This is a genomic window from Haloarcula vallismortis ATCC 29715, from assembly GCF_000337775.1.
Taxonomy (GTDB): domain Archaea; phylum Halobacteriota; class Halobacteria; order Halobacteriales; family Haloarculaceae; genus Haloarcula; species Haloarcula vallismortis.
The window spans coordinates 1-26,566 of the sequence record NZ_AOLQ01000014.1; the positions used below are offsets into that span (position 1 = coordinate 1).

Genomic DNA, 26,566 nt, shown 5'->3' on the forward strand with positions numbered 1-26,566 from the left:
TTCCAAGATGAAGAAGCTGGTCGAGGATTTAGCTGAAGAGGTTACTATTGACCGTGAGCGTGCTGGCCTTTATTTGCCTCCGGATGAGTTTGAGGAGGTTCGGATGAAGACTGCGGATGGTCAGGGCCGTGTGAATCTGGGTATTGACCGTGCTGGGAAGGATGTTAAGGTTGTAGTTATTGAATAGGCATCTATGGATGAGGTTTTCCCCGGCTTGTACGTCGGCACTGTAGCTGATGCAGGTGATCAGGATTTGCTTCGGAGGCATGGTGTCGACAAGGTTGTTTCTTTGACTTTTGACAGCCCTGAGAGCGGGTTCCCTGGTTCTGTGTCTGTTGAGTGTTTTGAGATGATGGATGGGCCTCGGAATGACAGGGAAGTTTTTGAGTCGGCTGTAGAAAAGGTCGTAGAGTTGCTGGAGAACGGTGAGACGGTTTTGGTGCATTGTTCCAAGGGTGCTTCTCGGAGTCCCTCGGTTGCGGCTGCCAGTGTTGCGGTGTACGAGGGGTTGAGCATTGAGGAGGCTTTTGAGCGTGTTGCTAATGGCCGTAGTGCTGTGGATCCGCATGAGGTGTTGGTGCGTCGGGCGGTTGGTTTTGTTAGGGATTAGATATATAAAAATCCTATCATAGATTGTAGGTATGGCGGCGAGGCGTATACGCTGCAGCCGCATCACAGAATTAGGTGATTACACCAATCTATGGGACTAAAAACAATGTCTGACGGTGAAGGGGGTTTCCACCTCTTCGACAAAGGTAAAAACGCTTACATCAAAATCCACGGACTTGAACCTGACACAGGCCAGTACCAGGGCAACGAGTACCAGCAATTCCAGATGGTGTTCGACGCCGTCTCTGAAACCGATTCAGAGGACGTAGGCCGGATTCCCTTCTATCCTTCTTCCAAGATCACGATTCAGGATACAGCTGAGCACACCAGTGATCTCGGCAAGCTGCTTCGTGCTGCTGGAATCCTTGAGGATGTTCTCAGCGAGCTTCTGGAATCTGAGGAAGATGTTGAAGCTGTTGTTGAAGGTGATGCTCGTTACGTAGCTGAGAACCATGAGGAGAATGTTGAGCTTGGCCAGGCGATTGCCCAGCACTTGAAGGATAAAGTTCTCGTTGCGGGTACGAAGCTGAATAATGAGAATGATCCTGATTACAGTTTGGTGAAGGACCCGCATCGTCTTGCTGATAGTGATCCTTTCTCGGGGGGCGACGGTTCTGCTGCTTCGAGCAGTGAGGGCACGTCAGAAGACAATTCCGAGGATGATTCCGGTGATGAAGGCGGCGACGGTGACGTGATTTTCGGAGACGACGAGGGTGATAACCAGTGACGGAGGAACTAACTCACGAAGAACGTGAAAACCTCGTCGAAGACCTCAACAACTCTATTGACGACGTTCTGGACGAGTCCGGAGTAACTGAACTTATTGAAGAGTTCCAGAGACTGGCCGACCTTCAGGAAGAGTACGACTCGAGGAAGAATAATGCGGTCAATAGAGTCAGAGAGTTCATACACGATTCATTCCCTGAAGATGAGGTAATCGGAGGGAAAATCCGTGTACGTGACGGAGATGTCTACAAAAACAATTCTCCGTCAAAAGCCTCTCCGAGCGAGATCCTAGATGCTGTAAGGAAGGAAGAACGCTTCACAGATGAGGATGTAGATAGGATTTCTGAGGTTCTCGGTGTCAGAGGTAACCGTTTGAAGAAGGAGATTGAGAACAAGACTCGTGTCCTGATGGATGATGACCGAGATTTCGACGCTGTCACTCTGAGGGTGAAGGGTAGCAGGCGTTACCTGAAACTTGTCCGGCTTGACGGCGGGAAGTCGCATAAGATGCAGCCTCTGGAGGATATAGTCAATAAGCACGTTGAGGAGTTGATCAAGTTCGTCAGGTATCAGGATGAGAAGATGCAGGTCACTCAGGAGATGGTTGACCGTGTCTCGGATGCCATCGAAGATATTGACGAGGTCTTTGAAAACCTGGAAGAGATTGAAGCAGGTGATAACCAGTGAGTGAGGAAGACAGCGTTGAGCTTTCCACCTCGCGTTTCCAAGCCTTGATAAGCAGGATTGAACGCCTTGCTGCAGAGGCTGGGAAAGCCCAAGGCTATGCTCAGCGAATGGAAGAGGAACAGGCTGAGTCTGCTGTTGAGGAGAAGCTGGATCAGCTGGAGGAACGCCTCTACGATCTGGAGGAACACGCCGCTACTGTTGACTACAGCGAGGAGTTCCGCGAGAGACTGGAAGATATCCAAGACCAAGTCGAGGAATGGGAGGAACTGCAGGACGAGAAAGACGATTTTGTCCGCGATGAAATTGAGAAACTCGGGAACCTGTATGAGAACTTGGCTGAGAAGCACAACAGCTTCGTCTCCACCGCGACCGATTCGCTTCAGCAGCAGAATCAACGGATTTCAGAGTTAGAGAAGTCACTTGACATTCCTGGAGAAGTTTCCTCAGAAGATTCCTCCGACAGCAGTGAGGAACAGGTTGAAGATGAGGAACCCGATGAGGAAACGGGTGAGGGATCAGAGGATTCCGATTTAGAATGTCCTCAGTGCGGCGATTACTTCGCCTCAATCCAAGGAATGTCAACGCACACCAGTAGAAGCGATGACCACGTCAACATCATCGAGTTCTTCAAGAACGAGGATGGTGTCTATGAGTGCATCTTCTGCGGCCAGTATGAGAACAGGGATGAAACCAGCTTCCAGCAGCACGTTAGCCAGACCCACGGCATCGGCTTGACTGAGCTGTACCTGGAGAACTTTGAGGAACTGGCTGAGACAACGCGGGTTGACGATGACGGTTTCAACGTGAACGGGAATATCCCGGAGCTGCACGAGGTCAAGTATTTAGAGGATTATTCGATTGAGAAGGCTGGTGAGATTGCAGCTGATTGGCTTGATTCTCAGGAAGGTGCTCGCCGGCTGTCAACTATTGGTGAGGAAGTGTTTGATCAGGAGTTGACCGGTGCCAGTGAACGTGAGAAGCTTCGCCAGGGTTTGGACTGTGTTGACCGTGTGGAGTCTCGGAATGATCCGTTTGATGGCCGTAAGAACGCGTATTTCACGGGTGAGTCGAAGGAGGTGAGGCGTCCTGAATGAGACGGCTTCTCCTCTTTTCTCTTCTTTCTTTAGTACTTGTCTCAGGGTGTGTTAGTCAGCAGTCAGGCGGTGAGGAAGAGCTGCAGCCTGTAAGTGAGAGATTGGAGGATGATGTAGTGAGGACGGTTTACCCTGTAGATGGAGTGGTCTGTTACAAGTACGATATTTACGGTGACGGCGGTGTGAGCTGTCTTCCTCTGGACGAAACTGATTTAAAAACCGGTTCAGGTGATGAGTTAGTATGCAAGCCACCAAGCGAATGAAGGAAGCCAGTCTTCGCTGCACTGACTGCCGGGAGGAGTTTTCGAAGAGGATTCCGGCTCGAAGGTTTATCCACGGTCCTATTGGACAGTTGAGGTGGCCGTTGAAGGTTTCAGGTACTGCTGAGGCTTTGACGTGTCCGGAGTGCGGCAGTGAGAATCTTAGGAAAACCGGTGGTAGAAAGGTGCGGGTTGTCCGTGTCTATAGGAGTGGTGGTCCGCGTGGTTTGCAGCGTTGTGACTGAAGACGGTTTTACCAGGTTCGCTGAAAATCCTTCACAGCTTCCCTTGCACGAGGATTTTGTTGTGGAGGGTAGTTTCCGACAGGAGGTGTCTAAAGCCGATGGGTTATAATGTACAAGCGGTGATAGGTCTTGAGATAGATGCTAGTTCTGAGCAGGAAGCAGAAGAAAAAGCAGAGAAGTTTCTTCACAGGATTACTGAAGCTGCTCCCACATCTGTTATAGAAGACAGTCGGGTTGTTGATCGTCCTGTTTGGTCAATTAAGGAGGTGAAAGAATAGTGTCTGATGAAGAGAATGAGGAAGTTTGTGTTGCCTGTGGTGACGGCGCTGACAGCGCTGAGGAATTGCAGGACATCCTCGACGAGAAAGGTGATGCTTGATTCAGGAGGGATCTCCGTTCGCTGTTGACGCCGTTCGCCGTATTGAGAACTGGGAAGAGCTTGGTGATTTCGAGGAGAAAGTGATTATGCTGGCTCCGTGGTTCAAGCAGTTCGAGTACTTGGGCGATCCAGACTCACGCTTGGATGAGGAGGAGGAAGTGTTCCAGATGCACGTCCATGCCCGGCCAGTTGAATGCGTCTACGGCGATGCAGAGTATGATTTTGATTTTGACGGAGTCGTAAATTTTGAGTACGATTCACTGGACGTTGAGGAGTTCGTGGATATTGAGTACAGGACGTGGATCAACGTGTTCGAGGAAGAGTTCCCGGACTCGGATCTGTACTACGCGGATCCTGACGACTATCTTTAGTTTTCAAATGATGTCGTCGGCTACTGAGGCACCAGATTCGGTGAAAGGTATGTAGTCAAAGTCTGGATCCCAAATCCAGCTGAACTTGATGAATCCGTCTAAGAACTCTGGGATATCGTGTTTACCGCCTTCTCTTAGTCTGTAATCTGTTGAGATACTCTGCATCGGCCCTGCTTCCATATAGAGTGCCAGTACTAACAGGTCGTTTTCGTCTGTGAATGGTTTAGCTGATTGAAAATCTTTCTCTATTTTATCGTCAATCTGGTAACCCGTCATTTTCGGATCGTACATTCCCGGTCCTTTCCCGTGTTTCTTCATTAGGTCTTCGTATGTGATTTCGATCCAAGCAGTGGTGTCTTCCAGTTGGACTACAGCGTCGAAGTCGGTGGATCCTTCTCCTGAGATAGTTTTGTGGATGTCTACGTTTTCTTGGCCGTGGACTTCCCGAAGATGGTGGATGAGACAGAGTTCTGTTATCATAGGCATATCGTCTCCGTTCAGAAGCATTTGGCCCCAGACGGCGTACCGGTCTTGATCGAAGTTGATGACGCTGAGGTACTCGTTCAGAGCTTTGAGGTCTTTCTCTGTGAACCTCTCTCGGTTGCTGAGGATTGCCTCGATGTCGTTGCTTTTTCCGATGTTGTCGAGGAAGGTGGAGATGTGAGTGAGTTTTCGGGGATTCATTACTGGTGAGAAGGTTTTCTTGCTGGCGTGTTCGGGTTATCTTTAAAAACCTCTTTCTATCATAGTTGGTTAAAGAGGTTGACAATTTCCCAATGCAGAATACTGCAACAACCAAAGTCAACGAAAACGTACGCGACATGAAAATCACTCAGGATCCATCAACCGGCTACCCGGTGATCGAGAAGCAGGGCTTCTGGATCGTACTCAAGAGGTCTGTCAAGGCTTCGGATTTGCCGCAGCTGTATGATTGGCTGGACAGCGACGACTACGAAGACCTGTCTAAGTTACCGGAGATGTTCAGAGGCGTTGAAACCGTGATGGAAAAACCCAGGAAGGTGGCTAATTGAGTGGGACTCAGCCTGAAACAGTTCTTCGGGCTTTTCCTGTATGCTCTTGGAGGGGTTTTCAGTATGTTCGTATTTGAGGCTGACCCTAGCAAATTCGGTTTTGTTGCTAGGTCGATTATTCCTGGAGTGCCGCCTGCACTGTGTTTCATAGGTGCGATGATTTTCGCGGCAGAAGAGGTGAAGGACTTGTGAGCGGTGGGTTTTTCGACTACATCCACAGAAAAGACGTCGAAGAACTCAGAAGCAGACCGAATAGAGATAACCTACAGCAACTGATTGGGTTCCTTCGTGTAGAAGAGTACGACGCTGCCGCTGAAGAATTTGAACAGTTCTACAGAGCGGTTCAGAACAGCTCCAAGTCTGTGGACTGGTCTGATGCTCACGGCGGCGATGAGTCCAGTGAAGCAGCTCCAGGGCTCGAATATTGGTGGAATCAGTTAAAGTGGGTTGCGAAGGCTGCCGAGTGGTGGGCTTCTGGTGATACTGGTGAGCGCCGGTTCAGGGAGTCTTGGAGTGAGTATCTGCAGGACATGAGCCAGTTTTATGGAGAAAACGGAGGTGGGAGTGAGTCTTGAATACGGCGGTTAGAGCTGCTGTGGTTGCTTCTGCAGCATCGACTTCTTCTGCCGGGGCTACTTCGACTGCTGTTGAAAACGCTTCAAAAGCTGTGAATAAGACTTCAGAAGCAGTTTTCTCCGGTTCAGACGTTAGCGGTTTTATACTCGGTTTGTTACTTGCTCTGGTGATCTGGGTCGTTGCCTGGCTGTTTGTAATGGCTGTAGGAGGTGGTCTGAAGTGATTGTGATTTTCGGTAAGCTGTTTGGAGTCCCGATCTGGGTGTATCTCTGGCTTGCTGTACTGTACGGTATCTGGTACGGTGTTAAACACGAAGTTCATCCAGTATTCGAAACAGGTGATACGGAATCGGAAGAATAGCTTCAGCTATTTTCGGTTCAACAGTTGCCGGCGGCATCGGCTACGGGATCAGCGTGATCTCTCGGTCAGCAGCCGAGGCAGCTGTCGCAGTACGTCCAAATCTTGCAGAAGTCGGCTGGTTCGATGCATTACTTACGCAGCACTTCGCTGACTGGGTGTTCTACCACTACCCAGCGGAGGCGACTACAGCGTTGACCGCTGTTCCGGCTGTGCTTGTCGGTGCTTGGATCTACCTTTCTTCGGGTGATTCGCTGTGAGCTTCGTCCAGGGATTTGCAGCGGGCGTTGTCTCCACCGTGGTCGTGGCTGCTGTACTGGGTTACGTCTTCAAGGATTACGTCGTCGGTTTCCTGATTGAGTACGGTCAGAGGAAGATGCAGCAGCAGATGATGCAGGGTGACGGCCTGGAGAGTATGATGCAGGAGATTGGCGACGCAATGGGAGGTGAGAACCTGGAGTGAGCAATTGGATAGAGAGCTTAGTCGCAGGTATAGTACTCGGCATAATCTTGGGAATATTTCTCCCTGTTGGTTTTGCGGTTCTTTGCTTCCCAGTTTACGTCATATTCTTCGGTCTGAGCTTGCAGCCATTCCTCGATTTCATGATGGAAGACGGAACTTGGAGATTCGTACTCACTTTCTGTTACTTCCTCTTCCTCTACGGATTCTTCTTTGGTGTTTTAGCTGTAGCTGGAGGTGAGAACCAGTAGTGGGGCTGATTGAGGAGTTCAAAGAGTCTCTCCTGAAGTGGATAGCCTGCGCTTTCCTCGGGAATGGAGCTGCAGTTTCCCTAATCCCTGGGTATTCCAACCGGTATACTGGTGTAGAGGAGTTTGTAGTGAAGGTTTCCCTAGCTGCATTTGTTCTGTTTGTCTTCGTCACGGTGACTCCAGCTCTGTATAGGAATTACTCTATTGTCCGTACTGAGGAGGTGGCCCAGCACTGAAATCGCCTGAAACTGAAGAAGAACTCTTGCGGCGTCTCCCGGAGATCGACCTGATAGAAGGCAGTCTCCGGCACAAAACAGTGAAAATCTTCCTTGAGCACTGCCCGGACTATTTCTGGACCGCCGCCGCCAGTTCGACGGGGAAGTATCATCCGAAGACCCACAGCAAGCGTCACGGCCTTCTGCTGCACACGAAGCGGGCTTTCACTGTCTACGAGGACCTCAGTGATTCGTGGTTGAATCAGGGTGTTGTCCAGCAGTGGGAGGTGAACTGTGGCCGGGCGGCGATCCTGTTGCACGATCTTTTGAAGTACGGTGAACCTGATGATTCTGGGAGCTGGCAGAGACCGGAACACACTGTCTCTAATCATGACCGGTTGGCTTCGAACCTGCTGAGAGAGCAATCGGATGTCCCTGATGAGGTCGTTGCCTGTGTTGACTCACATAATGGTCCTTGGGGTAGAGGGAAGTCGCCGGAGAATGCGTTGGAGATGCTTCACCATGTTGCTGATATGGTGGCATCTCGTCGGCGTATCGACGGTATTGCGGTGTATAAGCCGTGCAGCGAGTTGTTAGAGGTGCTCGATGATTTGGAGACGTGCGACCTGTGATAGTTTTAAAAAGTCCGGTAGGTACTAACGTTGATAGATAGGTGATGATTTTTTGGCACTGTTTACCAAACAAGTGAATGTCACACTCCCGAGAAAACTGCAAGAAGCGATTAAAAAGGTGAAAGACAGTCACGGCTATACCTGGCCCGAGTTCCTGATCGAGGCTGCGAAGCAGCTTGACAACGCCGGTGTCCTGGAGGAAGAACTGGATAAGCCGGCGGATGAGTACTTGGAAGAACTGAAAGAAGAGGCTGAAGGTGGTAGTTAGTGGACTGGACTCTTACTGTGAAAGTTCCTGAAACACTTACCTTTGACTTCAGCTTCGTGCCTTGGATGGTCCTTGGATACTTTCTCTGGGGAGCAGCAGTGATGATGACTATTCTGAAGGCAAATAAAGACGGCAAGCAGAATCAAGGCTCAAGTCAAGATTTATCCAAAAGTAACCGGCTTGGAATTGTGGTATTTGGAGCCTTTTGTTGGCCGTGGTTTATCTATGATCTTATGAAAGATGCTGCGGAGCTTGAAGAAAAGACTGAGGGTGAGAACCAGTAGTGGCTGACAACATTTTTGACTGGCTACTCCTAGCGTTTGTTCCAATATACGCAGCCATCGGAGTATACAAACTCCTCAACGGACAGGACGGTTTTGTCTGGCTTGCCTGCGCTTGGTTCATCTACTGGTTCTACCGCGAATCGAAGAAAGCAGAATCGCTGGAAGAACAGCTCGAAAACACCGTCTCAGACGGCCCTATACAGGTCGACCCCGAGCCGGAAGAAGTCGAACTCAAAATCCAAGACACCAAAAATTCTGCTGGAGAGGTGGAGAACCTGAATGATTGAAAACACCACCTACAACCTCTCCCAACCGGAAATGACAATCCAGGCAGCCCGGCAATGCACAGAAAGCTGTATCAACCCGGCGTGGCCGGAGAAAGCCGCCTTCTTCACACTTCTCGTCACCTTGTTCCTCGCCTACCTCGACATCGAATACGGCGGCAGCGAAGAAACACCGGTACATGTCCGGTACGGCCTGCACATAGCCACGTTGTTCTCCCTGACTGCTCTGGGAATCATCCTCTTCAAACTCGGAGGTGCATAAAACCGTATGGCAGAGGTTGAGTTCGGGGGCGAGTACAAGCGGACGGCTTGCGGCGACCCTTCTACGTACAGCCGCCGCCGACAGTTACTGTATGAGATCTCCCGGTTTTTCCAGGTTGAATTGGATGCTGTGATTGATGAACGGCCTCGTGTGTCGAACCAGGATTTAGCGAAGATTGTGAAGCAGATGATCCGGGAGTTCGATTATCAGACTGACGTGGTCCTGTTCCAAGATCTGCACGACAAAGAGGACTTGGAACGGGTCTCCAGTGACGGAGGTGAAAGTCCGTAGTGACGAAAAGATGGAGAACAATGACGTGGTGGAGTACGTCAGCGCTTGCAGCGGCCTTTTTGAGTGTGTTCGCTGCTGCCCGGTATGTGGTGTATGATAACCTGTTCCAGTTGGGACTAGCCTATCTGTTTTCTACCTATGCGTTCTCCACGCTGGCTGTAGACCGTTATCTATTGATTCGTGAACAGGATAATGGAGGTGAAACCGAGTAGTGGTGGATAAAAGCGATGTGAAGCAGCTGGTCCGCAGGTTTATCGGTGACCGTGGAAGTGATCGCCGCAGATTGTTCTGGGCGTTGACCGAACTGGTTGAAACAGGTGCTCGTTTAACGGCGATGGCTTTGGCGGCTTTCGGAGCTGTCGAAGTTGTTGAGGCAGGCAGTTATCTGATTGATTTAGCGGCTCGTGACGGGTTCGCCGTGTCTCAAGAACTGTTGACTGAGATTGTCTTGATTTGGACTGCTTTTTGGATGATGCTGGGCTCGCTCTGGTTTTTCCTTATCTTGGTTAATCGTTTCCCCGTCAGGAAAAGGCGTTACAGGCGTGTAGAAGGTGGTTCCAGCAGTGAATGAATCCACTCTTCTATTCTTGACATTTACCGTGGCTGCACTGGTTATGAGCAGCCCTCTCTGGCTTCCTGTAGTGGCGGAGATGTATATCTCCCGGCAGGAAAGGTTGAAAGCACAGGCACAGGGTGATACAGGATCGGCGTAGAGGATGACAGGCTGAACTACGATTCTCTGGAAGAAGTACCGTGCCGCTACCTCAACGAATCAGGTTTTGACTACAGCTGCGACAGGTTCGACATCGACGATCTCGAGGAAAGCGGCGGCGAATACATCTGCAACGGCTGCCGAGTCCTCCAGGAAATCCTGCAGCAACCGGATGTGCCTCTGCAGGAAGAAGACGGTGAGAGGTGGTTGGAGCCGTGACGCCGGACAACCTGCTGGACGAGTACACTACGGACAAGTCACAGGTTGAAACAGCTGAAGGAGAGGTGGACGTCTCCGCTGACCAGACCATGGACGAACTCTGCCAAGAACTTGAGGAACTGGTTCCCGGGCTTTCTAAACACGATTTCAGGGTGAGCAGCAACGGCAGAATAGGTGTGAAACGGTCGGGAGTGCTGCGGTTGGCGGAGGTTTTCGCGGAGCTTGACCGGAAAAAGGTACTCGACGAGGTGAACACGTGAATGCCGCTGCCAATAGGTTTTGATAGAGGTAAGATCAAGTGGCTGTCTTGGTGTGGAACTGGAAGCCATTTTCACACGGTCTATTGGAGGTCTGATCTGGGTAAGCTCTCAACGCAGCATCCGGAAGAGGTGGACAGGCAGTGAATCTCGATGACTTCTACACCGCCTCGAACAGCGGGAAAAGCGGGTCAACATGGCACATATTTAAGAAAACCAGTGAAGAAAACCAGTACAACGAAGACCCGCAGAAGTCCCTGTGCGGCAAGTACTCTACAGACCGGTTCAACTGCGGTACGGTAGAGAAAAATCTTGAATCACTTGACTCACCGCCTGGCATCGGCAAGTTCTGTTTTGCCTGTATGGAGGCGGTTGAGAAACGTCTCAAAGAAGGTGGAACCACGTGAAGCAGACCGGAGAAAAAAGCCTGAACACAGACCTGCCGAAATACTACAACGCTCTTCTAAACAATCTCGGCCGTGCAATTGTTCTCTCAGAACAGGCGCATACGGAACGCCAGCAACCTTTGAATATAACTGACAGGTACAACCACAGTTCTGGGGGTGAGGCGGAACAGTTATTCAAATACCATTTATCGGTGCTATACCGGTTGATCAGCCCGAAATTCGACTACAAAGATGATGTGGAACTGAGTGAAGAAATCAAGAAGAGTGTTGAGGAGGAAGGTGTCCGTGATCTTACTTTGGAGCAGTGTGACAAGCTCTTGGATGAGATCCATGAGTTGATGGAGGAGATCGGGATCACCCGGCTGGAAACCGAGGAATGGGCAAAACAAGGTATATAGACGGTGTAAAGTCATGAGATGTGGACTTAGAACAAAAATTCAATGTGGCAACTGTGACCGTATTTTCCTTGAGCAGTGGAAGTCTGATCGACATATCTGCAAAGAAGAGCTCTCGCTTTTCGACCGTATCAAAGAGTGGAGAAGGTTCAGGCGTACTTCTGAAACTGAGAAATTTCTATCGGCGTTGAAGACTGCTGACACCCAGCTATTCCACAAAGTCTCTGAGGCTTTCCATAATTGGAAGAACGCGCACCCTCCTGGACAAGAATTAGCAGTCAAAGAAGTCGTAGATCCAATCGAAGGTGATTCTCCCGAGTGAGGCAGCACACTGAAGAGTTCCTGATTAATCCCGACCCCGACATAGGAGGAGCAAACATCCCTATCGTCGGGCCACCAGGAGTCGGCAAGTCAGTGTCGCTGACCAAGCTGGGGATGAACCATCTCGACGACAACCACCTCCTCCTCTGGAGAGGAACCAAACAGGCTCAGTGGGCGCACTTCCTCGCCAACGACATCAAAATCGTACTCTGGAATCACGAAGCCATAGAAGACTTCAGAGCCGTCATCACCGGAAAAAGACGGGAAAACATACCTGAAAAAGACCTTGACCTAGAACAGTACAACGTCGAAGTCAAGACCTGGGACGACGAACACCAGTTAATCGAAGACCTCGAACCCAACGCAGTCAACGTCGTCAACGTCCCCGGACTCGAAGGCGACACCGAGGACACAGACTACCACATGTTCTTCTTCAGGAAGAAATGGGTCGACATCATCGACGCCGTCATCCAGCGAAGCTACGGAGACTTCATCACCCTGCTCATGGACGAGATCGGGGATATCTTCCCGTCACAGCAACAGCTCCGGAAACCATTCTACAGGATTGTCCGGTTGCTGCCTCCGAAGCTGGCGCAGCTGAGAAAGAACAATGCCTGGTTCTTCGGCGCAGCTCACAGCACCCACGACACCCACTACTACTTCTGGAAGATCAAATCCAACAGTATCGCGTACATGGCTGGTGCGAACGTGAAGAGTCAGAAATCACCGGGAGTGAATCAGGATGCGGTGAACAAACTGGATAGAGGGGATATTGTCATGCCTGGACCGGATATTGAGGAGATTATCCCTCCGAACTTCATGGAGGAACTGGACTGGATCCCTGATGATAATGCCCGGAAGCTTCGTCTTCGGTGGACCAGTAATGCTTCTGATCTACTGAATGAAGGTGGTGAGGATGGTGAGGAGGTTAATGAGCAAGATGTGAAGACGGCGGTGTATCGAACGGTTCTGTCTAACCTGGATGAGATGAGGGAGGATGATGAGTGTGAATACGATTTCAGTCAGAAGGACATGGGCAGGATTATCGGGAAGTCGCAGTCTTCGGTGTCGAGACTGCTGCGAGACGCGGGTTGAGTTCTGCGTTCGTTCGTTCGGTTACCTACCTATCCTCTTTGTAGTATATATACTTACGCGCATAGTATGAATTTTCTGAAGAAATGAAAAGGAGATGTTAGGACTTCTGAGTAGTGATTTTTCAGCAGATATGGGGGTGTGGATCCGGGGCGACCTGTTCATTTAAAAACAACTGTTTGCCACCCTGAGATATGGCGAAAACACTCAAGCGGAAAACCGTGAATGGAACCACTGTAAAACTGGTTAGAGAAGAAAATCAGTTCCCTCAGCTGAGCGACTCGAAGTACCAGTATGTCGTCAGGGAAGAAGGTGGAGGAACCTTCGAGGACCCTCTCTTTGACAAGAGCAGGGCAAAATCAGAGTTTGAAGCAACTGTCGATGCCCTGAAGAAGGGTATTTGATTGCGGTGAATTTGGATATGGACTATTTTGAGAAGACGGAGCATTACGGCGAAGAGGAGGAAGATCACGACCACGATGACTCTTTTGTCGGCAAGGTCGACTACACAGAGGAGGAAGCGGAGGAAGACAGCAATCAGATCTTGGGAGCTGCCGACGAGTTTATGGGATACGACGAAGATTAGTTTTATAAATAACAGATAAAAATCCAGATATATGTATGGAGGTAAGCCGGATAGCCATAGCTCTGGCTCAAAAACGATAACCGTCAAAAAGCTGAAATCAGGGCGTCATAAAGGAAAGTGGAAGGTTACAGCTCCTAGGATACCGCAGGGAACGCTTCGGAGTAAGGAAACTGCGATGAATCGAGCAAAGCAGGCGAAGAAGAAGCTTGAGAATGATCCTCTCTGCCCTGATGATGTGGAGATTGAGGTGAAGGAGTGAATGTTTGACTTTCTGAGTTCTCAAAGCAGTCCTCGTCGAAAAGCCGAGAGCAGGCGACAGCAAAAACAGGAGAGAACTCTACGGGTCAGGTACAGTTCTGATCCGGAAATACAAGCTTGGCGTGTTGCCGGTCCTACGGGAGGACACGGCGTGTTTGATACTAAGTCGGCGGCGATGGACAAGGCTCGAAGCCTGCTGAACGATGATAACTACAGTTCGAATATTATCTACACCGGTATTCGCGTGTTCAAGAAGAACGGAGATCTTCAGAAGACTATCGGAGACGCGTAATGTTATCAGGGTTTCTTTTTTAAACAACTGTTTCCCTCATCTTCTACAGAACCAATGGCACAGATCTTGGAAACCGCGAAGAAAGCCGGGAATGCAGTACTCGACGCTGGAGAAAACTTCCACGAAAACGAATTGCAGAGCCGACGCAGTCAACGACTCACCAAGCTCCGGGTTACACAGGTCACCGACCAGTTCGGGAGAAAAGCCTGGGCGATCAAGAAGAATGGTGCGATCTTCGACGACGCATTCTCGACGAAGGATGCAGCTGTGTCAACGGCGAAGTCGTTGGCAAGGGATATCTCTCCGGCCAGGTTGACAGTTGAGTACACGGACGGCACGGTCCAAGAGAAAAAGGATTACTGAGAAATGGTTTCTATAGTTTTCTTTGGTTCCACCGGCCTAACAGGTAGGAAATGGTTCCGCCGGTGATTGCGATGAAGACGACAGGGTTTCTCAGGTATTCTCTCCACGTCGTCAAGCCGAGGAAGACGGAGATGGCGGCCAGCAAGCCGCCTGATACGAATGTTTTGCCTCGCTGGATCTGGATTTCTGCGAGTTCTTGTTTGCTGCGGAAGTGCTCTGGTTTCAGGTGTTCGCCGTTCTGTATGCTTCGGTGGAAGCGTTTGACGGCGTCCAGTACTTTGCCCACGGACCTGCTTCACCTGTAATGGTCGTGCTGCAGGGCTTGCCCGGCACCGATTTGCTGGGTTTCGAACTGGATGGTTCCGACTTCTTCCCGTACCTTTTCTTTGTAGTCTTCGAGGTAGCTGGGGATCCCGTACTTTTCCTCGAATACTGGGCATCGGACGATGTGGAACTCGTCGATGGTCCGTTTTTTCAGGGGTCGGTCGGTGGATTCGGTGAGTGTCATGCCGCATCCAGGGCACTGCCACTTACTGATCATCATGCTGAATCACCTCTATAGATCCTGTTGTTCGTCGATTTTTGAAACGGTTTGAGCCATCTGTTTCTTGGAAATATTGAGATAATCTCTTGTAGTAGATACTTTTGAGTGTCTAAGGAAGTCCGAGACGTCTGAGAGATCCATCTCTCCGCTTTCATGCAGGTGTTTAGCTCTTGATCGACGGAGAGTGTGGGTTCCAAGCTTTTTATCTATTCCTACGACCTCTGCCAGTTCATTAACTATCTGATATGCTCGTTGTCGAGACAGTGAGCCTCCTCTCCCGTTGTTGAATACAAAGTTGGTCTCTGACTCGTCGTAGTACGCCTGCATGAACCGCGATACTTCTCGCACAAGATCTTTCCCGACCGGCTGTAGTTCGATATCGTCACTGGTCTTCGTCTCTTTGAGGACGACGAAGCCCTCGTCGCCCTCTGTTCTGAAGTTGTATGGATACTGGAGGTCAAGCGCTTCAGAGATCCTGAGTCCGCCTCGGTAGGTGACTTTCAGCAGAAGTGCGTCTCTCCAACGCTTCATCTCGGTGTTGCCACGTTGGTAGTCCTTATCGTCCGGTGCTGTTCGTAGTTTCTGCCACTCTTCTACGGATAGCCACTCCTTCGCGTACTCGTCACTCATAGTCCTTCACCTCGACATAGGCAACTCTCCGTTTCAGATAACCTTGGTTCATCATCCATCTCAGCTGACTCCGCCTAAGGCTGTCGCGTTCGCTTTTTACCTCGACAAAAAACATCTGGCTTACATCACCGCCAGGTGCCGTATTCCAGACAAAGAGATCGGGGATGCCCCGTCCCGAGAAAATCGAAGAGGCGTAAGTAAATCGTCCCTCTTCATCATCTTCGTTGAATCGTTCTGTGTGTTCCGCGACTTTTCTTCCAAGTTCGTCCACTACCGAGTGCGGAATACGGCCTTTCTCTACTTGCCCTGGGAATGATTTTGTGGTATCTGTCCTGAGAACTTTGAATCCAGCTATCTCATATGCCCTCTTAGCCAAGTATTCTACATCCTCGTCGCCATCGATGAGTGGAACCGTACTGTTGGAGTACTGTCTACCCTCAACCGCAGACTGTATGGGGTGTTTGTCGTTCCGGTCCAAGTCGTAAACCTCGACCTCGGCATACTGTTTCTCTGAGACCAGCTTTCGTAACTGCTCCTTTGTTTCGTCATCGAGATTTAGAGAGTCTTCCTCTGAAGTGACAGAAACTGTCGACATAGTGATATTTGTTAAATTAAACTTTAAATCGTTGTTCCCAGTGCCGATCTGGAGTCGGCTTTCCTGGGTTTAGTTTAACAAAAGATACGATTCTGTAAAGCTCCAGATCGGGCCTGGTTCTGGAGTTTTCAGGATTAGATATTTAAAAGTCTAGGAAGGTATGTATCATAGTCTACAGGAAATATAGGGTGGTACTCAATCAAAGCAAACGCAACAAGAGAGCTTTCGGATGCGCTTGTCCATGTTTCGGACAAGCTCGGTTACACGACTGAAAAGGTCTTTAAAATCTATACTGAGGCGCAGCAGGCGAAGGCCGTAGCTGATGTGGCGGCATTTGTAGTTCCGGCCGTAGTCCTCCTGACTTGGGGGTATCTGGGTTATCTATACGTTAAGGGAGTTGCTGGTTCTGATAGAGATTTTGATGAGGTAGATGGATGGATTCTCTTCATTGGCTCTCTAATCGCCGTTTTTGCAGGCTTGGCGCTTTATGGCGGAGTCCATGATGTGATTATGCGTCTTGGTGCTCCTGAGTATATGGCTGTGCAGGATATGATGGCGCAGCTTGGGGAGGTGGTTCGTTGATGCCGGTTAACAGGACTGAGGCTGTGTCGGAGGCGTTGATCCACGTCTCTGACAAGCTTGGTTACGGTGTCCAGGAGCTGTATCAGGTGTATACGAAGGGCCAGGCTGTTGAAGGAATGGTTACTCTCGTGGTTACTGCCGGAGTCCTGGGATTTGCAGCGCTTAGTTCGGCTGTAGTCTATAGGAAGGGGCGTCAACTGGAAGAGGATTCTAAGGTTGAGTTTGACGCTGAGGATAAAACTGGGTTCACTGTTGCGGCAGGGCTGGCAGTTTTGATGATTGGTGTTTTCGTTGCGGCAGCGGTTCATCCGGCTTTGGTTCAGATTTTTGCTCCTGAGTATATGGCGGCGAAGGAGTTGGTTCAGGCCGCTGGAGGTGCTATCCAGTAGTGGTAGACGCTGAGGAGAAGCCGTATATCCAGAACGATCTGATCGATTACTCCACTTTCCCTACCAGCCAAGACACGTATATCGGGCGTCGGCCTGACTGGGTTGAAGCCGCCTTGCCTGAAGACGCGGTCGTCCAGTACACCCAGTCGACTGGTTATCAGGGGCAGTACGCGTTTGTGATCCGTTTGGACGGGTATATCTGGTTGTTCAACGATCACTACGGCAGCTGCGGTCACTGTGATGATTTTATTGGTCGGAAGCGGCAGTGGACTGAGGATATGCTGCGGAGGGCGTACTGTTTCGAGTCCGTGGAGGATGCTGTCGAGTATTTGTCTGAGACGGATGATTTCAGCTGGTATGATTTGAGTCTTCAGGAGGTGCTGCAGATGGTGAGGGATCCGGAGAAGAACCGTGTGGATGAGGTGAGTTAGTTATAAAAAGTCCTGTTTCGGTGGTCTATGATAGTGGCTTTGCGCCGCTCGTCCATGGTCAACACCTCCGTCCTGGGCTACGACGTTAAACTGGCCCGACTGATTTTGCGGCGGTAGCTCAAGTCGGCACTTGCTAGCGGTGTCGCTGGGAAGAGCAGCCTAGCCCATTGTGGCGAAAAAGCCTGCCCTGACGACTGATGGGGAAAACAGGCGAAGGTGTGTTGCGGGTTCGAGTCCCGCCCGCTGCAATTTTTTCAACCTCTCCCTTTCACAGGAAACACCCGTTTTCCAGTGCGTCCGGCAACCCCAGTCAAAGGGTGCTGAACTCTGCCGAGACCCGGTGGACGCGACATCCACGGCTCTAACTGGGCTGTAGGGGATGGGCAGACACTGTCAACCCTCCTCCCTGAAAGGGGGAGGCATCCTTTTTTCTTGATCGGTCCTTGGATTAGTTATTTAAAAACAAACACACCAATTCTATGATACAATCATAGGTGAGATTATGCCTGACAGAAACAACTCTACACCACATATCCACAACTCAAACCCCGTCAAAAACCCCGTTCTCAACCCTCAATAAGGCGATTCCTTGATGCATCCACTGCAGATAGTACCTGGCGTCAAGATCGTTCACCCAGAAGAACGTGCAGCGATAGAACGCCTCGGAGACTACCACAGATACGCAGAACCAGGATTCCACTTCGTCATACCGTTCATCGATCAGATTAACAAGGTGAACATCTCCGAGCAAATGGTGAACGTCGAACCAAGCGACATGATCACCAAAGAGAACCTGAATGCCAAGGTCAACCTCGAAGCCTACTTCAAACCGCTGATCAGCCCTGACCAAAGCAGGTCGGAGAACGAGGAGAATCTGAAGAAGGTTCTCTACAACGTCGACGACTACGAACGGCAGATCGTCTCACTTGCTACCACGACTGCTCGAAACGTCATCGGTAACAAGAATTTCGAGAAGGTGAACAGCAAGAGACAGGAGCTGAACCAGGAACTGAAAAAGGAGCTTGATGAGCAGACTGATGCTTGGGGTATCGACGTCGTCCGTGTCGAACTTGAGGAGATTACGCCGCCTGCTGATGTTCAGCAGGCTATGAACGACCGGATGGAGGCAGAGAATGAGAAGGAAGCTGCGAAGGATCGTGCTGAGGCCAAGGAGATTGAAGCTGATGGTGAGAGAAGAGCTGAGATTGAACGTGCTAAGGGAGAGCGTAAGGCTGCGATTCTTGAGGCTGAAGGAAAGGCGAAGGCTATTACGAAGGAAGCGAAGGCGAATGCTAAGCGGATTGAGCTTGTGAATAATTCGATTTCTCAGCATTTCACGTCGAAGCCTCAGGAGTACAAGAAGCTGGAGACTGTAGTTGATTCTCTGAAGAACGGTAGCAAGTACGTGATTGACTCAGACAACGATCTTACGACTGTTTTGTCTGAGGTCGGTGGTGTGACTCCGATTAGTGACGAGAACGATTCTGAGGATGTTGACACCGATTTTGATGTAGATATTGAGGATGCTGCTGAGGAGATTGCTGACACGCAGAAGCGGAGTGTTGAGAGCCAGGGGTGACCTCCCCTCTTTTTCCTTTTTAGGTGATATCGTATAGAACAGTACTCTGACGATGTTTGTCCACAATGCGGAGAGAATTTTTCCAAGCTGGGGATGCATTGGACAAAGCATCCTGAATGCAGTCATCCTGAGTTCAGTGATAGGCAGCGACAGATGTTGAGGGGATTGCTGATGGGTGATGCATCTGTTTTTGATTCTGGGGGCAGATATCCTGCTTTCCAACTTGAAATGGCGAATAGAGAGTTTCTGGCGTACCTAAGTGAGGAGTTTGGCGTTCTATGTCGGGATGTGAAGTCGCATCGGTCGGCCGCAGAAGCGGCGAGACATAGTAGAGAGAATGGTGCAAATGAGGATGCTTCAGCTGAAGACTATAGTGATACTTTCTCCTTTAATTTGAGGTCTCATCCTGGTCTTGAGGAGTTTTTTCAGTGGTATGATTCGGGTGAGAAGGTTTTTCCGTCTGATCTTGAATTGACTCCTGTTGTATTGAAGATGTGGTATGTCTGTGATGGGTCTGTGAAGTGGGGTAACTCTGTCTCAAAGGGTTCGATGAGGATTGGTGTGGGGAATGAATTAGAAAATAAATCGAAGCTGTTCTCGTATTTCGATGGTTTGGACGTGTCTCCGAGGCTTTCTGGTTGGAATTTGTATTTTGATCATAGTGATTCTGTGAAGCTTTTGGAGTATATCGGTTCGCCGCTGCCTGGCTTCGGGTATAAGTGGAGGATTGATTCAAAGCGTGATTATCTTCGTCTCCGGGATTAGTTATTTAAAATATTCTTTACAATACTATGATAGTTTCCTAATGGGGGGAGTACAGAATGAAAACAAGACACGTCAAAGAGTTCCTCGACACCGCATACAAATCCGTGATGCTGCTGTCCGGCCTCGCGGTCTCAGTCGGAGCACTCACCGCGTTGACCAAGGTGTTCATGCCGCAGATCAAGCTGACCGCGTTACTGGCTTTGGTGGCAGCTGGTTCGTACTACTACAGCGACAAGGTTGACTCAGAGCAGCTTTTCCGGGACGTTGACCGGTTCATAGGTGTTGAACCTGTTCAAAATCGGGTAGGCGGCGGTCTTGGTGGCCGTCAGAGACGGATCTACACCTACAGCTGAGGTTGTTTTTGATGAATCCTATTGAGTTGATAGCGTTGAGTCTTGGAGGGATATCTGCTGGACTGTTATGGGTACTGGTAGATCCGTACGGAAGAGGTGAGAGCCTTCAGTGAGACTCTTCGGTTTTCTTTTCATCGCAGCTACGATCCTATCAGCTCCTTTTATACTGGATTCTCTCGAGGTAGAGGATCCTGTGGCTACCTACTGCTCTGAAAGCAGTTTCAGCGAGGACTCCCTGCTTGAAAGTACCGTGGAGATCGTCCAGGAGGAAGAGCCGGTCAGTATGGATGAGATGGATGCCCGTCTCGAACAAGAGTTTGGTGTTGACCGTTTCTGCACCGATGCTTTGCTGGATAATGTTACTGAGTCGACGCCGGTAATTTATTATGAAGAGGTGGTCGGCGGCCAGTTCGGTGGTGAGACTCACCGAGACATGTTCGAGTATGCTGATGGAGGTGAGAGCCTGCAGTGACGGTGAATAAGAGGGCTATAGATAACCTGATTTTTTGGATGAGCGTGTATCTGTGGTTTTTAAGCGCGTTCTTCCTGGTTCACTTTGTTGAAACCGGGCAGCTTGCTTCAGTTGTAGTAGCTGTTTTTTGCTGGTTCATGGGTTCTTGGATGGCGGAGTGGGGTGGTTCTCCGTGAAGTGGAGTTTCCTGCTTCGTTGGACCGGTATGGGATGTGTGGGAGCCGCTATTATCTCTGCGTTCATCGGTGAGCCAACGCTTGTACTGGTGAACGCGGTCTTGGCGATCATCCTGGGGAAAGCAGCTGAAGAACTCGAAGAAGGTGATATAGATGGGAAGTGAGGTTACTAAACAGGATGTGAAGTCTGCAGTGCAGGAGTTCCTCTTCGAGACCGCTCTGATCATTTTAGAGTCGAAGGAACACAATTTCATAGTTCTGGAAACCAATAGATCGACCAAATGGCTCGTCCAGAAGGATCGAAGGAAGAGCTCGAAGCACGGCGAAAACAGGCAGTACGTTTGCTGAACCGGACAGATATGGCTGTTAGTGACGTTGCCGAAGTGGAGGGCGTTACTGAGCGGGCCGTCTATAACTGGAAACGCAAATATGAACAGGAGGGAACAGAAGGACTTGACGCCAAACCGAGTGGCGGCGGTCGACAGCCTGAACTCCCTGACGAGAAACTTCCCGAACTCGAAGAGCTTCTGCTCGAAGGAGCAGAAGCGCATGGCTTCGAGGGTGATCTCTGGACCCTCCCTCGTGTTGCTCGGCTTCTTGAGGAAGAATTCGACGTTGATGTCACCCCCCGCACCGCCGGTAACTACTTGGACAAACTTGACTGGAGCAATCAGCGCCCACAGCGTCGCGCTGTCAAGCGCGACCCTGACGAAATCGCTCAGTGGCGAGAAGAGTGGGAATATCGTCAAAAAAAGCCCTCCGATGCAACGAAACGATAGCGTTTATCGACGAAACCGCGTTCCGACTCACCCCTACCTTCCACCGGACGTGGGCACCAATGGGCGAGACTCCGTTTGTCGAAACGGAGTCGAGCACTGATCCCGTTGCCGTGATCAGTGCTCTCACCTATACACCCGAAACTGGCGACTGCGAACTGTACTTCCGATCACAGCAAGACCACTTCGATGGCGACTCGATCTATTCGTTTCTCCGTGATGTAGCGGAGTTTCGCCCGCATAACGTGATGTTCATCCTCGACAACTTGCCTGCTCACTTCCCCGCTGTTGCTCAGTTACGTGACGAATTCGCCGAGACAGCGACCGAAGTCGCTGTCGAGTGGCTCCCCACATACGCACCGGAACTCAATCCCACTGAGTTCGTCTGGAGAGAGTCGAAATACGTCGAATTAGCTAACTATACCCCGAAAGACCTCGATATCTTACAACGGAGAGTCGGCCAATCGCTCACCCCAAAGCAGAATCACCAATCGTTCCTACGATCCTGTTTCGACTTCGCAGAACTCGAACTCAGAAAGTGAAGTTATGATTCTTCGACTCTAATTTTAGTGGTTTGTACGTATGGCCTGCTTCTTTCTGATCCAGAGGTCCAGCAAATCATCGAGGAAGATCAGTTGCTGAGTTTCCTCGTAGGTGGCTTAGACTGGCTGATTGTAGGGCTTGGTGTAATACTGGTTTTCTGCTGGGGGTTTGTCGCCTACCTCGGTCTTGAATACTTGAAGTCAAAGGGTGGTACAGAGTGATCAAGGAGATACTGGTCGGTGCTCTGGCACTGGCTATAGCAGGCGTTGTAGCAGGTTCTGTTACCTGGATTCTGCAGATCTACCCTGACCTGGGATCTATAGTGGCTGCAGCGGTGCTGCTGTTAGTTATCTGCTATATGGTAGGGTCTATACTCTTGGATTCCCGAGGTGATGGTTCTGGAAACTGAAGAGTTGAAGACGTATGCAAAGGATGCTTGGGGCTTGTTCAACGAGCACGTCGACATAGACGATCCAGTCCACCAGTTCGGGTTGGTGGTCGCCGTCCTATTGCCGACCTACATCCTCACGTCGGGGAACAACCCGTTCGCCGGGATCCCGTTGTACCAGTTGGCTGTCCTCGCCGCTGTAATCCTGATACTGATGTATACCGACTTCGGGGAGGACCTAGAGTTCGGTTCTCCAGTTGAAGAACAAGGGTCGCCGGGACAGCGGGTTTCCGCTAAAGATGTACAGGTGTATGACGGTGACTGAGGAGAGACTGGTTTTGCAGCTGCCTGAAGAACGTGTCGTAACTGAGAAAGCTGAAACCTTCTATGAGAAGTTGAAGGGTTTGAGATTCCGGAGTAGTGGTAAGATGTTCTTCGACCTTGGAAAGGTAGCCCGGACAATGGTTGACACCGTCTTTGTCTACGACGACCTGTACCTGTACTTTCTCGACGAAGATATGACAGTGGTAGAAAGGAAGTGTTTGCCGCCGAACCGGTTCTACACGCCGGAGACGGGTTACAGGTTTTTGCTGGAGAGCTTTGAGGATCTCAACTTGGAAGAAGGGGATGAAGTAAACGTGGAGCTGCCTGGTTTGTCAGGCTTTGCTGTCGCTCAACACGGTTAAGCCCGTGCGTCTGCTGCCAGTGGATCCACACTGCCCACATCGGTGTCGACGGAGGCCTGTTCAGGCTCCTGCGTATCCGCTACGACCGGGCGGATCTCCAAGCCGGAGAGACCCTGCTGTTCGAGTTCCTCTGCTTCCTCCGGTGAAATCGTCCTGCCTGAGAAGATCCCGCCGATACTTGGCAGGTACTCTTCCTCCTCTGGCTTGCCTCCGCTGCTACTTTCTTCCTCAGTATCAACTAAACTGTCTTCAGTCTCCTCGTTAAACCCGATGTCACGGTCTCTCGGCAGATCATTTTCACGGACCCGGTTACTGTCACTTCTGCTTCTAACCGGTGTATCCTGCTGTCTGACACGGTTGAATCCGTCTCCAGTATCTCCGCCGCTTCCTGACGGATCAGCGTCTAGGAACGGGGTCCTACTGTTTATGTCAGTAGGAGTTGTTTCTGGACCGGTTTGCTGCTCGAATACCTGCGCAGTATCTGTTTCCATGTCTTGAGACAGTACAGCTCCTTGAGACAAGCCTACTCCTACGTCTGTATCGGTGTCTGCACGGCTCTGTGACCTGCTTCTGCTTCTTGATCTTGAACGGCTTCTGCGGCTTTCGAATGAGACGTCGTCTAACCGGTCGTATGTATCGTCTCTTACCGGGTTCAGATCTGCTTCGCTGTCAACGTCCCCGGGGGATGAGCTCCCGGTTCTCTGGCTTTGCTGTGGACGTACATCTATCCTCTCGAAGTCTCCGAAGTCATTCATTTCTGGTTCTTCGACAGGCCTGTTGAATGAGCTGTCGGCTGTATCTGCTTCAATATCACCGCCTCTCCTCTTTTGCTCCGGCACGAGCTGACCTGGGAAAACCCCTGACTGATCGGGGTTGAGGAAGTCATCTATTCTATTTTCAACTACTTGCCTCATATCTCTACCAGGGTTCTCTACTTCACCAGTGTCCTGCCGCAAGGCATTGACCTGATCCTGCGTGAACCCTTCACCATCTTGGAAATCATCAAGATTCTCCGGCAGATCACCTTCAAGATTCTCGAGTTCTTCTGGAGTTACTTCTCCACGTCTCAAAGCCTCAAGCTCTGTACGTGTAAACCGGTCTTCGTCTACAGTATCCAAAGGATCGAAGGCATCGGTCTCCTGAGGAACAAATTCACGTCTCCCGCCTTGTTCAACAGTCCGTGCCTCAAACGTGTCTCGGACTTCTTCTAAACCTGCTCCCTGCCGCCTATCTTCGAATCTCTGGACGCTTTCTCTCCGGTCAAAAGCCGTTACAGACTCGCCTTGCCGCTGATCCTGAGGTGTCCGTGACGGCACATCTTCCGCATCTACATCAGAAGCAACTTCTTCCAAAGCCTCAGAATCACTTTCCAAACGGTTTTGCTGGCCGATTGACTCATCCGTCAGAGAAGCACCGTCTAATTCACTAGGGTCTCGGCCTCTTATCTCTGCTAAAGCTTCCGGGCCGAAACCTCCGGTATCTGTTTGAGTATCCGGGTTTACGTTTTCGAAGCTGACTTCATCTTCTGCTAAAACCTCTAACTCGTTTTGAGTAAACCCTTCCTCTTGAACAGGCGATCCCAGCCTGTTCTGTCTCTGCGGTACAACCACGTTCTCACCTCCTGGTGCTCTTCTGTCTTCCTCCAGTATGTCTTGCCCGGCTGCACCAGGGTCACGTTGCCCTGGGTTGCTTGGGACGCTTGAATCGTCTATATCACTGGATAACTCTTCTAAGTATGTTGGATCTCTTCTTAACACGGTTTCTCTTCTGCCAAACCGTCTTCGAGGAGGGTTCATACGGTTCTGTGTCTCTGCGTTGCCGGATACTCTGTTACGTATAGCTCGTGCAGTATCTATTCCAGATGCTCTTCGTGCAGCTGTTGTGACGCCTCCTGAATCTGTTACACCGGTGACTCTGCCTCCTGCCGATGCTCCTGCGACAGGGAAGGCGAGGGCACCTGCAAGAAGTGTGTCTTGTTCAGCTTGTCTTTCGAAGCTTTGAGGCGAGTCCAAGTTCGTAGGGTTGCCGGTGCTGCTAACCGTTCTGGAGAGTGACTGAACTGCTGCGCTTGATGTAGCACCCGGGTTTTGAGCTAATTGTTCAAGGAAAGAAGGTATGTTTGCTACTCCTTCTGCTGCTTGGACTCCGGCTGTTGAGACTACTCCAATACTTTCAGCAGGTCTTTCACCTGTAACAGGTTCTAAGGTTTCAGAGACGTCTACTCCGACCTGTCCTGCGTTGAAATCAGCTGTTGGAAGGTCTTCTTGTCTTACGTCTTGTGCAAGGAAGTTGCTTCCAGGTACTTCTGTACCTGACCCGTATTCGTTTCCAGCTACGAAGTAGAGCTGTTCATCTTCTGTAGTAAATTCAGGTGTTTCACCGTCTTCAAAACGTGGAGCAGGGACTATTTCCCTGTCAGGAAGACTGTCTACAGGTTCTTCAGGAGTGTTAATAAATTGTGTAACTGGTGAAACCCCCTGTTCAAATTCCTGTCTCAGGTCTTCTCTGGCACCTGTATTTTGTAGTTCTGTTGTCGTCGCTGTTTTCCCTGCGTCAGTAGGTATAAATGAGGATTCTGTAGTATCTGTTTGTTGTGCGTTGAAGTATGCTTCCCGCGCTTCTGAAAACGGTTGTTCCGTTAGAGTTGGTTCCTGATTTTGTGATTCGGTTCTTTCTGGTTTTCTCTCTCTTTCTCTGCTTGGTGATCGGCGTCCTCTTTGTATTTGGCTTGGTTCCGTGCCGTCACCTTGTCCTGTCTGTAGTGCTTCTTCGTAGGCGTCGACAGGGTCGCTTTCATCGGCGTCGAACCGTGGATTAGCTGCGGCTTGCACCCGTGCACCTTGTCTTGTCTGCGCCTGCCCCACGACTTGTTGATCTTCTTCCTGTCCTGGCCCCCCAGTTACTACTACATTTGTCTCCTCGTTTTCTTCATCACCAGGGTTAATCTCAGGTTGGTCTGTCCCCAGGCTTTCTTCTGCTTCGTCTACTGGGTCGCCTTCATCGGCGTCGAAGTTCTGGTTAGTGGCTGCGTCTGCACGTGCTTCCTCCACTGTGTCTCCCTGGCCAACGACCTGTTGATCTTCTTCCTGTCCTGGCCCCCCAGTTACTACTACTGATGTAGATGAGTCGTTGTCAGAAGATCCGCCGGAGTCCGAGCTGCTTGAAGACGAGCCGCTGCTGGACCCTGAACCGGAATCTGTCGAAGTTGACGAGTCACTTGAACTGGTAGACTCTTCAGAATCTGAATCATCTTCATCTACAGGGCTTGGAGGATCTACTACCCAACCATCGTACTCTTGATCGCTGCTTTCATCCTCGTCTACAGGGTGGGGCTCTTCGACTACCCAGGAGTCATCTTCCTCGTCTTCAGGAATTGCAGATCACCTCATAGGTGTGAAGACTGTTCATACTGTAAACCGATAAACCGGTGTTTATAAAACCAATCTGGTCGGTGTCTAAAGGCTTCTTCCCAT

Annotated in this window: 48 protein-coding genes and 1 tRNA gene; 43 read left to right on the forward strand and 6 right to left on the reverse strand. The window is 50.3% G+C overall.

All coding sequences use genetic code 11. The annotated features are described in order from the left end of the window. The 8 genes from C437_RS20320 to C437_RS04685 all read left to right on the forward strand — a co-directional run. On the forward strand, positions 1-187 hold a 187-nt coding region (locus C437_RS20320; protein WP_004515736.1), incomplete at its 5' end, for a hypothetical protein. 6 nt (positions 188-193) lie between these two features. After that, entirely contained in the window at positions 194-610 is a 417-nt protein-coding gene (locus C437_RS04665) for a dual specificity protein phosphatase family protein (protein WP_004515737.1), read from the forward strand. Between the two features lie 105 nt (positions 611-715). Then, a complete protein-coding gene (locus C437_RS04670; protein WP_049919609.1) occupies positions 716-1,336 on the forward strand; it encodes a hypothetical protein in 621 nt (206 codons plus the stop codon). Continuing rightward, positions 1,333-2,022, forward strand: a complete 690-nt coding sequence (locus tag C437_RS04675; protein WP_004515739.1) for a hypothetical protein — start codon at positions 1,333-1,335, stop codon at positions 2,020-2,022. The genes C437_RS04670 and C437_RS04675 overlap by 4 nt, the downstream gene beginning before the upstream one ends. Continuing rightward, positions 2,019-3,116 carry a hypothetical protein gene (locus C437_RS04680; RefSeq protein ID WP_004515740.1) on the forward strand — a complete coding sequence of 366 codons (1,098 nt, stop codon included), beginning with the start codon at positions 2,019-2,021 and terminating at the stop codon, positions 3,114-3,116. Before C437_RS04675 ends, C437_RS04680 begins: the two co-directional genes overlap by 4 nt. Continuing rightward, entirely contained in the window at positions 3,113-3,379 is a 267-nt protein-coding gene (locus C437_RS20070; RefSeq protein WP_139175335.1) for a hypothetical protein, read from the forward strand. The genes C437_RS04680 and C437_RS20070 overlap by 4 nt, the downstream gene beginning before the upstream one ends. Positions 3,380-3,740: 361 nt before the next feature. Then, positions 3,741-3,899, forward strand: a complete 159-nt coding sequence (locus C437_RS20325; protein ID WP_160163009.1) for a hypothetical protein — start codon at positions 3,741-3,743, stop codon at positions 3,897-3,899. A gap of 97 nt (positions 3,900-3,996) precedes the next feature. Continuing rightward, complete coding sequence (locus C437_RS04685) at positions 3,997-4,371, forward strand: hypothetical protein (RefSeq protein ID WP_004515741.1); 375 nt, start codon at positions 3,997-3,999, stop codon at positions 4,369-4,371. A gap of 3 nt (positions 4,372-4,374) precedes the next feature. On the opposite strand, the gene C437_RS04690 is transcribed toward C437_RS04685, so the two are convergent. Further along, positions 4,375-5,055 carry a hypothetical protein gene (locus C437_RS04690; protein WP_004515742.1) on the reverse strand — a complete coding sequence of 227 codons (681 nt, stop codon included), beginning with the start codon at positions 5,053-5,055 and terminating at the stop codon, positions 4,375-4,377. A 65-nt stretch (positions 5,056-5,120) separates the two neighbouring features. Here C437_RS04690 and C437_RS04695 point away from each other — a divergent pair, with 65 nt between their 5' ends. The 22 genes from C437_RS04695 (at position 5,121) to C437_RS04785 (ending at position 14,184) form a co-directional block, all read left to right on the forward strand. Continuing rightward, complete coding sequence (locus C437_RS04695) at positions 5,121-5,402, forward strand: hypothetical protein (protein WP_139175334.1); 282 nt, start codon at positions 5,121-5,123, stop codon at positions 5,400-5,402. Then, positions 5,403-5,594 (forward strand): hypothetical protein, encoded by a 192-nt coding sequence (locus C437_RS04700; RefSeq protein ID WP_004515744.1) that lies wholly within the window; start codon positions 5,403-5,405, stop codon positions 5,592-5,594. Further along, entirely contained in the window at positions 5,591-5,977 is a 387-nt protein-coding gene (locus C437_RS04705; protein WP_004515745.1) for a hypothetical protein, read from the forward strand. Before C437_RS04700 ends, C437_RS04705 begins: the two co-directional genes overlap by 4 nt. A gap of 614 nt (positions 5,978-6,591) precedes the next feature. Next, the gene (locus C437_RS04710; protein WP_004515746.1) at positions 6,592-6,798 is read left to right on the forward strand and encodes a hypothetical protein; all 207 of its coding nucleotides are present in this window, start codon (positions 6,592-6,594) and stop codon (positions 6,796-6,798) included. After that, the gene (locus C437_RS04715) at positions 6,795-7,046 is read left to right on the forward strand and encodes a hypothetical protein (RefSeq protein ID WP_004515747.1); all 252 of its coding nucleotides are present in this window, start codon (positions 6,795-6,797) and stop codon (positions 7,044-7,046) included. Before C437_RS04710 ends, C437_RS04715 begins: the two co-directional genes overlap by 4 nt. Further along, entirely contained in the window at positions 7,046-7,282 is a 237-nt protein-coding gene (locus C437_RS04720) for a hypothetical protein (protein ID WP_004515748.1), read from the forward strand. Before C437_RS04715 ends, C437_RS04720 begins: the two co-directional genes overlap by 1 nt. A 26-nt stretch (positions 7,283-7,308) precedes the next feature. Beyond that, a complete protein-coding gene (locus C437_RS04725) occupies positions 7,309-7,893 on the forward strand; it encodes an HD domain-containing protein (RefSeq protein WP_004515749.1) in 585 nt (194 codons plus the stop codon). Positions 7,894-7,945: 52 nt separating this feature from the next. Then, entirely contained in the window at positions 7,946-8,161 is a 216-nt protein-coding gene (locus C437_RS04730) for a hypothetical protein (protein WP_139175332.1), read from the forward strand. Beyond that, positions 8,161-8,445 (forward strand): hypothetical protein, encoded by a 285-nt coding sequence (locus C437_RS04735; protein WP_004515751.1) that lies wholly within the window; start codon positions 8,161-8,163, stop codon positions 8,443-8,445. The genes C437_RS04730 and C437_RS04735 overlap by 1 nt, the downstream gene beginning before the upstream one ends. After that, the gene (locus C437_RS04740) at positions 8,445-8,732 is read left to right on the forward strand and encodes a hypothetical protein (protein ID WP_004515752.1); all 288 of its coding nucleotides are present in this window, start codon (positions 8,445-8,447) and stop codon (positions 8,730-8,732) included. The genes C437_RS04735 and C437_RS04740 overlap by 1 nt, the downstream gene beginning before the upstream one ends. Further along, on the forward strand, positions 8,725-8,991 hold the full coding sequence (locus C437_RS04745; RefSeq protein ID WP_004515753.1) for a hypothetical protein: 267 nt from the start codon (positions 8,725-8,727) through the stop codon (positions 8,989-8,991). The genes C437_RS04740 and C437_RS04745 overlap by 8 nt, the downstream gene beginning before the upstream one ends. 6 nt (positions 8,992-8,997) lie before the next feature. Next, positions 8,998-9,282, forward strand: coding sequence for a hypothetical protein (locus C437_RS04750; protein WP_004515754.1), 285 nt, complete (start codon positions 8,998-9,000; stop codon positions 9,280-9,282). A gap of 211 nt (positions 9,283-9,493) precedes the next feature. Then, positions 9,494-9,853 (forward strand): hypothetical protein, encoded by a 360-nt coding sequence (locus C437_RS04755; protein ID WP_004515756.1) that lies wholly within the window; start codon positions 9,494-9,496, stop codon positions 9,851-9,853. A gap of 356 nt (positions 9,854-10,209) precedes the next feature. Further along, entirely contained in the window at positions 10,210-10,473 is a 264-nt protein-coding gene (locus C437_RS04760) for a hypothetical protein (RefSeq protein ID WP_139175331.1), read from the forward strand. A 140-nt stretch (positions 10,474-10,613) separates the two neighbouring features. Then, a complete protein-coding gene (locus C437_RS20075) occupies positions 10,614-10,877 on the forward strand; it encodes a hypothetical protein (protein ID WP_004515758.1) in 264 nt (87 codons plus the stop codon). Next, positions 10,874-11,275 (forward strand): hypothetical protein, encoded by a 402-nt coding sequence (locus C437_RS04765; RefSeq protein ID WP_004515759.1) that lies wholly within the window; start codon positions 10,874-10,876, stop codon positions 11,273-11,275. Before C437_RS20075 ends, C437_RS04765 begins: the two co-directional genes overlap by 4 nt. A gap of 315 nt (positions 11,276-11,590) precedes the next feature. Next, positions 11,591-12,688: a hypothetical protein gene (locus tag C437_RS04770; RefSeq protein WP_049919610.1), complete on the forward strand. Its 1,098-nt coding sequence runs from the start codon at positions 11,591-11,593 to the stop codon at positions 12,686-12,688. Between the two features lie 191 nt (positions 12,689-12,879). Next, positions 12,880-13,089, forward strand: a complete 210-nt coding sequence (locus C437_RS04775; protein WP_004515761.1) for a hypothetical protein — start codon at positions 12,880-12,882, stop codon at positions 13,087-13,089. A 17-nt stretch (positions 13,090-13,106) separates the two neighbouring features. After that, positions 13,107-13,271, forward strand: coding sequence for a hypothetical protein (locus C437_RS20330; RefSeq protein ID WP_160163010.1), 165 nt, complete (start codon positions 13,107-13,109; stop codon positions 13,269-13,271). Positions 13,272-13,302: 31 nt separating this feature from the next. Then, positions 13,303-13,530: a hypothetical protein gene (locus C437_RS04780; protein WP_049919611.1), complete on the forward strand. Its 228-nt coding sequence runs from the start codon at positions 13,303-13,305 to the stop codon at positions 13,528-13,530. Positions 13,531-13,680: 150 nt separating this feature from the next. Next, entirely contained in the window at positions 13,681-13,821 is a 141-nt protein-coding gene (locus tag C437_RS20335; RefSeq protein ID WP_160163011.1) for a hypothetical protein, read from the forward strand. A gap of 54 nt (positions 13,822-13,875) precedes the next feature. Further along, entirely contained in the window at positions 13,876-14,184 is a 309-nt protein-coding gene (locus tag C437_RS04785; protein WP_004515762.1) for a DUF2188 domain-containing protein, read from the forward strand. A gap of 10 nt (positions 14,185-14,194) precedes the next feature. Here C437_RS04785 and C437_RS04790 read toward each other — a convergent pair whose 3' ends face one another. The 4 genes from C437_RS04790 to C437_RS04805 are packed head-to-tail and all read right to left on the reverse strand — an operon-like array spanning position 14,195 to position 15,953. Then, positions 14,195-14,470, reverse strand: coding sequence for a hypothetical protein (locus tag C437_RS04790; RefSeq protein ID WP_004515763.1), 276 nt, complete (start codon positions 14,468-14,470; stop codon positions 14,195-14,197). 9 nt (positions 14,471-14,479) lie between these two features. Continuing rightward, complete coding sequence (locus C437_RS04795) at positions 14,480-14,692, reverse strand: hypothetical protein (RefSeq protein ID WP_004515764.1); 213 nt, start codon at positions 14,690-14,692, stop codon at positions 14,480-14,482. A gap of 48 nt (positions 14,693-14,740) precedes the next feature. Next, positions 14,741-15,358 (reverse strand): tyrosine-type recombinase/integrase, encoded by a 618-nt coding sequence (locus C437_RS04800; protein ID WP_004515765.1) that lies wholly within the window; start codon positions 15,356-15,358, stop codon positions 14,741-14,743. Further along, positions 15,351-15,953: a VRR-NUC domain-containing protein gene (locus C437_RS04805; RefSeq protein ID WP_004515766.1), complete on the reverse strand. Its 603-nt coding sequence runs from the start codon at positions 15,951-15,953 to the stop codon at positions 15,351-15,353. Before C437_RS04805 ends, C437_RS04800 begins: the two co-directional genes overlap by 8 nt. 324 nt (positions 15,954-16,277) lie before the next feature. Between C437_RS04805 and C437_RS04810 the strand changes: the two genes are divergently transcribed. From C437_RS04810 to C437_RS04870, 13 genes are all read left to right on the forward strand, one after another. Next, on the forward strand, positions 16,278-16,535 hold the full coding sequence (locus tag C437_RS04810) for a hypothetical protein (protein ID WP_004515767.1): 258 nt from the start codon (positions 16,278-16,280) through the stop codon (positions 16,533-16,535). Then, positions 16,535-16,924, forward strand: coding sequence for a hypothetical protein (locus C437_RS04815; RefSeq protein ID WP_004515768.1), 390 nt, complete (start codon positions 16,535-16,537; stop codon positions 16,922-16,924). Before C437_RS04810 ends, C437_RS04815 begins: the two co-directional genes overlap by 1 nt. Further along, positions 16,924-17,355 carry a hypothetical protein gene (locus tag C437_RS04820; protein ID WP_004515769.1) on the forward strand — a complete coding sequence of 144 codons (432 nt, stop codon included), beginning with the start codon at positions 16,924-16,926 and terminating at the stop codon, positions 17,353-17,355. Before C437_RS04815 ends, C437_RS04820 begins: the two co-directional genes overlap by 1 nt. Before the next feature lie 107 nt (positions 17,356-17,462). Further along, a tRNA-Val gene (locus C437_RS20080) sits at positions 17,463-17,603 on the forward strand. 344 nt (positions 17,604-17,947) lie between these two features. Beyond that, on the forward strand, positions 17,948-18,934 hold the full coding sequence (locus tag C437_RS04825; RefSeq protein WP_004515770.1) for an SPFH domain-containing protein: 987 nt from the start codon (positions 17,948-17,950) through the stop codon (positions 18,932-18,934). Between the two features lie 153 nt (positions 18,935-19,087). Further along, a complete protein-coding gene (locus C437_RS19745; protein WP_004515771.1) occupies positions 19,088-19,699 on the forward strand; it encodes a hypothetical protein in 612 nt (203 codons plus the stop codon). Positions 19,700-19,755: 56 nt separating this feature from the next. Further along, entirely contained in the window at positions 19,756-20,052 is a 297-nt protein-coding gene (locus C437_RS04830; RefSeq protein WP_004515772.1) for a hypothetical protein, read from the forward strand. A 109-nt stretch (positions 20,053-20,161) separates the two neighbouring features. Beyond that, positions 20,162-20,524, forward strand: coding sequence for a hypothetical protein (locus C437_RS04835; RefSeq protein WP_004515773.1), 363 nt, complete (start codon positions 20,162-20,164; stop codon positions 20,522-20,524). Between the two features lie 214 nt (positions 20,525-20,738). Continuing rightward, on the forward strand, positions 20,739-20,864 hold the full coding sequence (locus C437_RS21050; RefSeq protein WP_275040376.1) for a hypothetical protein: 126 nt from the start codon (positions 20,739-20,741) through the stop codon (positions 20,862-20,864). A 117-nt stretch (positions 20,865-20,981) separates the two neighbouring features. Beyond that, a complete protein-coding gene (locus tag C437_RS04850) occupies positions 20,982-21,479 on the forward strand; it encodes a winged helix-turn-helix domain-containing protein (protein ID WP_074654974.1) in 498 nt (165 codons plus the stop codon). Continuing rightward, entirely contained in the window at positions 21,434-22,018 is a 585-nt protein-coding gene (locus C437_RS04855) for a transposase (RefSeq protein ID WP_074654973.1), read from the forward strand. Before C437_RS04850 ends, C437_RS04855 begins: the two co-directional genes overlap by 46 nt. 393 nt (positions 22,019-22,411) lie before the next feature. Next, positions 22,412-22,732 (forward strand): hypothetical protein, encoded by a 321-nt coding sequence (locus tag C437_RS04865; RefSeq protein ID WP_004515779.1) that lies wholly within the window; start codon positions 22,412-22,414, stop codon positions 22,730-22,732. Continuing rightward, positions 22,725-23,093 (forward strand): DUF192 domain-containing protein, encoded by a 369-nt coding sequence (locus C437_RS04870; protein WP_139175330.1) that lies wholly within the window; start codon positions 22,725-22,727, stop codon positions 23,091-23,093. Before C437_RS04865 ends, C437_RS04870 begins: the two co-directional genes overlap by 8 nt. Here C437_RS04870 and C437_RS20085 read toward each other — a convergent pair. Further along, a complete protein-coding gene (locus C437_RS20085) occupies positions 23,090-26,143 on the reverse strand; it encodes a hypothetical protein (protein WP_139175329.1) in 3,054 nt (1,017 codons plus the stop codon). The genes C437_RS04870 and C437_RS20085 overlap by 4 nt on opposite strands. Positions 26,144-26,566: the final 423 nt, after the last annotated feature.